The sequence below is a fragment of the Flavobacterium sp. genome, assembly GCF_003525665.1.
Classification (GTDB): Bacteria; Bacteroidota; Bacteroidia; order Flavobacteriales; family Flavobacteriaceae; genus Flavobacterium.
Genome location: NZ_DQDX01000188.1, coordinates 1 through 6,711, shown reverse-complemented (window position 1 = coordinate 6,711; position 6,711 = coordinate 1). Strand labels below are relative to the sequence as shown.

At 31.6% G+C, this 6,711-nt stretch carries 2 protein-coding genes and 1 pseudogene; all 3 read right to left on the bottom strand.

Going from position 1 to position 6,711, the window contains the following annotated elements; genetic code table 11:
- Positions 1–238: pseudogene (locus DIU01_RS13235) on the bottom strand (hypothetical protein); the annotation flags it as partial.
- Positions 231–5,201 carry a translocation/assembly module TamB gene (locus DIU01_RS13230; RefSeq protein WP_290835198.1) on the bottom strand — a complete coding sequence of 1,657 codons (4,971 nt, stop codon included), beginning with the start codon at positions 5,199–5,201 and terminating at the stop codon, positions 231–233. The pseudogene DIU01_RS13235 and the gene DIU01_RS13230, both read right to left, overlap by 8 nt.
- Positions 5,202–5,317: 116 nt before the next feature.
- A complete protein-coding gene (locus tag DIU01_RS13225; RefSeq protein ID WP_290835196.1) occupies positions 5,318–6,577 on the bottom strand; it encodes an NAD(P)/FAD-dependent oxidoreductase in 1,260 nt (419 codons plus the stop codon).
- Positions 6,578–6,711: the final 134 nt, after the last annotated feature.

The window sequence follows — 6,711 nt, the reverse complement described above, 5'->3', positions numbered from 1 at the left end:
GATTATGAAAGAATAATTTTGGACGCATTCCTAAAAACGTTTTATTGGGTTTTGGTCGCACCAAATCAGACAATTGCGATTGCAGTTCTTTGCGTTGTTTTTTAGAAATTGCTGTATCTTCAACTTTTACTTTTGCACCAACATAAAGCAATTCGCCTTCGGGCAAACTTCTAGTTCCGCTGCAGGAAACTATAAAAACTACTATAAAAAATAGTCCAATTAGTCTTGAATTACTCATCCGATTTCTTTTTATTTTCTTTCTTCTTTTTACCTTTTTCTGCTTTATTTTTACCAAATAACTCACGAAACTTGTTGTAATCGATAGTCAATATAAAGGCAACACCAGTTTCTACGACTTGTCCTTGTAAAGCAACTTGGTATTTGTTGACGCGATAAGCACGAACTTTATATCGACCATCTTTGGTAATTTGATAGTCTAATGAAACGTCGCCTGCAATAGTATTGGCTTCTTGATTGGCTTGTTGTGTGCCTTCCAGTCCGAAACTGCTTCCTACGGTAACTTTCAATCTGTCGTTTAATAATTTTTTAGAAATTCCAACATTCAAATCAGTTTTGTTCTCTTTTTGACCTGTTGTATAATCTTCGGTCGATTGCAAATCAAAATTTATTTCAACTCCCGAAATTAAATCGCCAGCAAAGTTGTTTAATTGTTGCGATAATATTTTGCTTGCGCTATCTCTTGCCAAACCAGAAGCAGTTGTGCCGCCACTTTCACTAGAAAACGGATTTTCACCAATGAATCTATTGAGCAATAATAATGCAAAAACTTGTTTGTTTAATTCATCAGGTTGTTGACGCAATTGTGTCAGTTTTGCTTGTGTTGTCGTGATTACATCGGCAGAAACATCGTTATTTCCATCGGGTAAAACAATGTCAAAAGTAATGACCGGTTTTAGCAATTCGCCGTTTAATTTTAGTTCGGTTTCAAACGGAATTCGTTCTTTATAAGTGTTTCGTTCTTCTGGAGTAAGTTCTCCTAGTTGATCATTTACCAAATCAATTGGCGCAGTTTCCGATTTGTAAATGGCGGTAATGTTGATGTCTGCAGTCGTTGGTTCGCCTGTCCAAAGTAAGTAACTACCTTTTTTAATATCAAATTTTCTTTTGATCAAATTAAAACTCATTTCATAACTTCCTTCAGTCAATTCATAACGACCAGTTAATGTTGTTTTTCCTGATTGATCAATGCCTCCATTAAGTTGTCCTTCGCCTTTTAATTTCAAGAAATCACCATTGGATTTATCAATAATCATTGACAGTTCGGCTTCTTTATCGATTTCAATATTGACTGATGCCAAAATACCTTTTATTTCGGTTTGACTTAATTCTTCATCAAATGCAACTTTGGTAATTAATTGTGGCTGATCTTGGTCAATAAATTCAACAATTCCTTCTCTGTCGGCAATTGATGGATCATCTTGTGGTAAAACAACTGTAAATTTGGTGTCTTTATTAATTTTGATATCGCCTTCAACAACAGGACTTTCCATCGTTCCTTTTATAGTCAAATTATTATCTAAGTATAATTCACCATAGTATAAATCGTTGTCTTTTGCTTTAGAATTTATAGCTTTAAAATTAGCAGCATCTACTTTTAAATTGAATCCAACGTTGGCTAAATTTTGACTATTTATTGTTCCGTTGATGGTTAAATCATTATTTTTTTCATCTTTAATAACAAAATTATCCAATGAAATTAAATTTTCAGTAAAAGAAATATTGTCGTTCATCGACTTGAATTTGGCATTCAATTGTTTTACTTTAAATCCAACTTCATTAAATTTTAAATCACCAATAATTTTTGGATTGTCGGTTGTTCCAGTAATTTTTAAATCACCGTTTAAGAAACCGGTACTTTCGGTAATGTTTCCAAAACTAAATCCTTGAATGCTTTTTACATTTAGTTTTTGAATGTCTAAATTCAAGTCGAAACTGCTAGTGGAAGTTTTGTAATTTCCATCCAAATTAACTTGGTTGTCAAATCCAGTGATTTCTACGTTGGCATTGTACGTATTTGCAATTTGGTTGTCAACTTTTACTTTTAAATTTCCGACTGTATCTTTTTGAAAAGTAAAATTGTCAATTGTTAAATCGGACGTGAATTTTACTGTTTGCATCAAATCTTTCAACTGCGCATTTCCATTGATTTTTCCGCCAATTTGCAAATTACTTTTTTGTGCTATATTGGTTAACGTTTCTATTTCAAAATCTTTAAAATCAATTGCTAAAGGTGCATTTGGTTGCGTTGATTGCGATTGAATTTTAATAGAATTTCCGTCTTTGTTCAACTCAAAATTGTTGGCGTAAATTCCGTTTTTTCCTATTCGAATTAGATTTTCTTCTGACAAATTCCATTTTTCGTAATTCAGAATTAAATTGGTTGGATTCAAATTGATATCTGAATTTCCGTTTTCTGATTTTAAAGTTCCAACCAGTAAATAGCGTTCTTTGTTTTTCAAATCCTTTAGTTGTACCGAATAATCAACAATATTATTTTCGACTTTTCCAGTAATATTGGTGAAAGGCAATTGAAAACTTGCATTCTGAATATCATCTACAACCAAACTGTAAATCAATGCATTATCTTTCGTGTCTACTTTTAAAATCGCACCAGAAATAGCATTGGTTCCATAAACTAGTTTTGGAATGTTACCATTAATAATTATCGAATCGTTAACCGAATTGTATCTTCCTGAAAGTGCAATTGGTGATAAACTCTTTAATTCTGGAATGAATTTCAACAGAATTGGATTGTCTTTTACATCAACTTTAAAAGCAAATTGTTGGTCTTTTACCGATACTTTCTTAGAATTAGAATTGATGTTGTAATAGTTGGAAATCGAATTTTGTAAAGCAGTAGCAATTTTTGAAAGTTGGTATTTTCCAGTAACATCTGCATTCATGAACTGCGATTTCACTACTAATGTATTCTTTTCTGCGGTTGAAGTTGCAATAACATTTATAGAATCCAATACAAATTGTTCTTGTTCATTGGCGATTATAAAATTGTTGGCGATAACTTTTCCGTTCAAATAATCTAAATCTGCCGATTGGATATCTGCGTCAATTTCGCCTCTTAATTTCAATGCACCAGCATGAAGATTAAGCTTTCTTAAGTCGGCAATATCAACATTTAACTTCAATTTTCCTGATGGATATTTTCCTTTAAAACTACCATTAGAAATCATATTAAAGGTTAAATTAGGATCGTTTGCATTGGCGTTTAAATTGAATAATCCGTTGTTTATTTTTCCTTTTAATTTGAGATTGGTATAAACATAATCGTTGAAATCGGCTTTTAAAATAGTTCCGTCAACAGTTGCATTTGCCGTTTTCGGATTCAATCCAGAACCTTTTACATTGGCTTTCAAAGATATTTTTCCGATGGAATCATTTTTTATCAATTTTCCTAAATCGAAATTATCCAATTCGGTTTGTGCATTATATTTTTCCTGATTTTTTCTGCGTTGATCAAATGTGGCTTTGATTTTGGCATTTCCGAAACTGCTTACCAATTTTAAATCGGTTGCAAAATTGTTCATTGTTCCTTTAAAAGTTCCTGTAGTATTGAATTTCGATGGCAATTGAATGTTGCTCGGAATGGTTCCTTTTGGTACAAATTGCGCCACATCTTTGGAACTGGATTCTAAATTTTTAATGTTCAAATCAAAATACGCTTTCTTCATATCTGGAAAACCTACAATTTTTCCGCTTGCATTAATTTTGGTACTTCCAATTCCCGAAACTTCTAAATTTGGAAATGAAATGTTATTCAACTTTCCAGAAATAATTGAATTTACAGACAAAATTGCATTCGGATTGGTATCAAACGGACTTGTATTTTCTAAAGTTGGCGCGAATAATAAAATGTCTTTAAAACCTATTTTACTGTTTTTCAAATTGGCTTTCACACTCATTTCACCCAAATTTTCTTGAATACTTCGCACAGAAGCATAACCAACAATTACTTCATCTTTTAGCGATGTTTGTGGCGTTTTTAAATCTAGATTTTTTAATGAAACACCATTATTATTGTAATTGAAATTGGTTTTTAGTGCTTGAATGTTTAATCCGCTTTTGTCTTTAACGGTTAACGAATTTATTTTTCCCGAAGTATTTTGTTCGCTGTAATCAATATTTTCGGCATTTAGATTAAAATTTTGAATGTCTAAATGTTTGTAATCAACACCTTTATTTGTTGCAACGGAACTAGCGTCATCAAATTTAAAATCTACTTTTTTCAAATCGGCTTTTTTGATTTTTACTTTCCAATTGGACGATGATGGAGTAGAAGCAACCTCGTTTTGATTTATAATTTTTTCAATTTTTCCTAATTCTAAACTTCCTTTTGTATTGTTTAATTCTAATGTTTCAATATCAATTAATTCCTTATTTAAATCTATAGAATTGAAAGTTACGTTTAGTTTTTCAAGGTTGATTTTTGTGTTTAATTTTGAAGCTTCATTTTCATATACAACATCAATTTTAGACAAATCTATTTTGCCTAATTTTAAATTCAAATTGGTTTCGGATGATTTATTTGAAGTCGCTTTTTTAGTATTTGCAGAAGCAATTCCTTGCTTAAATTTTAGTTTCAATCCGTCGATTTTAGCTCTTGGAATATCGAATTCCATTTTGTTTAAATCGAACGTTTTTATATTGGTGTCAAAGTGATTTAGGTTTACTGAAATATCATTTTTGGATGTCGCATCAGAGTAGTTGAATTTTACTTTGTCGATATTGATTTTATCGATAGAAAATTCCATGGGTTGCGAATCATCTTCTGGTTTTGGTGGCGATACAAATGCTTTTATGATGTAATCAAAATTGAATGTTTCGTTTTCATCACGAGAAATAGTTGCAGAGATGTCTTGTAAATCAACCGAATTGATTTCGATTTTATTGTTTAGTAATTGAAACAGACTAATGTCAACAGCTAATTTTTTTCCAGCAAGAAGTGTGTCTTTTTGTTGGTCTTCAAAATAAAAACCTTCAAGAATTACTTTCTTTGGAATTCCGATTTCAATTCTATCAATGGCAACTTTGGTCTTAATTTTTCCTTCTAAGTAGGTTACGGCTTTATCTTTAGCAAAATTTTGAACTGCAGGAATTTGAAGAGCAAGAACTAGTAATAAGAATAAAGTTAGAAACGAACCAATAATCCACAGGAAAACTTTCAAAGTTTTCTTTAAGATTTTTTTAAGTCGAATTTGTTTGTTGGTTTGCAAGTTTTAGAGGTATAGTTACTCTTACAAAGGTGCGAAAAGGTTGTAGGACAGCGTTACATAATTTTGTTTTATTGTTGCAAAATTTCGTATTCCTTTATAATGTGTTCTGCGACAATTCGTCCAGATTTCATTGCCGCGTTTATGGAACCATTTAAAGTGTGATCACCACAAATAAATAAATTTTCATTAATACAATAATCTGAAGGTTGTAGCTCGTTTTTTATAGTTTTTAGGTTGGGTAAGCCGTATTTTATTTTGTAAACTTTTACTAATTTCCAATTATCAACTTGGTTTCCGTACCATGTTTTTAATTCGGATTTCATATTTTCTGCAATAGTATTATCGTCGAGATCATTAATTTCATTACAAGAAACCGAAATTAATACTTCGTTTTGAGGTGCATATTTAGTAGATAAATTGCTCATTACCGATAAATTATTGACCCATTTTTTATTTTTTGAAGCATTTAAAACAACTACAGCTTTCTTTGTTGGAGGAATTAAAGTTGAGAAATATACGTTGGTAACTTGATGCGTACGAGTTTGCTCTTTTGAAATATAGTTTTTTGCAAATCCGGTAGCTTCGGTTGCAATTATAATTTTGTTGGTATTGAAAACTTGCCCAGATTGGTTGATGATGCTATTGTTTTCAATGCTTGTGACTTTGGTATTGTATTGAATGGTGTTTTCTGGTAAAAGTGCAACTAACTGTTTTGGAATTTCTTCCATACCAAGTTCTGGAATTGCAGCGTCACCTTCAGAAAACATTTTCATTACAAAATCGAACATTCTGTTGGAGGTTGCTAATTCATTTTCTAGAAAAATTCCTGAGAAAAATGGTTTGTAAAATCGGTTGATCATTTTGTCGCTAAAACCGTATTTTGACAATTGCGAAAGTGTAGTAACTTCTTGTTGCTTAAAAATTGATGGAACCGAAGTTTTTAGTAATTTATTTTTTAAAAATAACGTATTTATTTTGTCTTTTATACTTCCAACTGGAGCAAAAAGTGTAGCAAATGTTGCTGACGGACGACGAAATGGGTCGGCGATTTCAAATTGTCCGCCGTCGTAAAGAACTGTTGCTCCTGGTAAGAAACGTTTTAGATTTAGTTTGTCGTAGTTTAGTAACGCTTTGCATTCTGGATATTCTGTAAGTAAAACTTGAAATCCTTGATCTAGCCGAAAACCGTTTATTACATCTGTTTTTATTCTTCCGCCTGCACGATTGGAAGCTTCTAAAATGGATACTTCAAAGCCACTTTTATGTAAATATACTGCAGCAGTTAATCCTGAAATTCCTGCGCCGATGATTGTTATTTTTGGTTTCATTTTGTTGTAGGTGTGTGGCGTCAAAATTAAAGAATCTTTATTATTTACACTATGGTCTTAAGTTTTAATTATCAATTGTCTTTTGTTTAATCGGTTAGTTTTTCTTTACGTGACTAGCCCAGATAGTAGTGGAA

What these genes read in the sequence shown, in the direction of transcription:
- DIU01_RS13225 (WP_290835196.1), bottom strand. Translation starts at nt 6,577, where the DNA reads ATGAAACCAAAAATAACAATCATCGGCGCAGGAATTTCAGGATTAACT.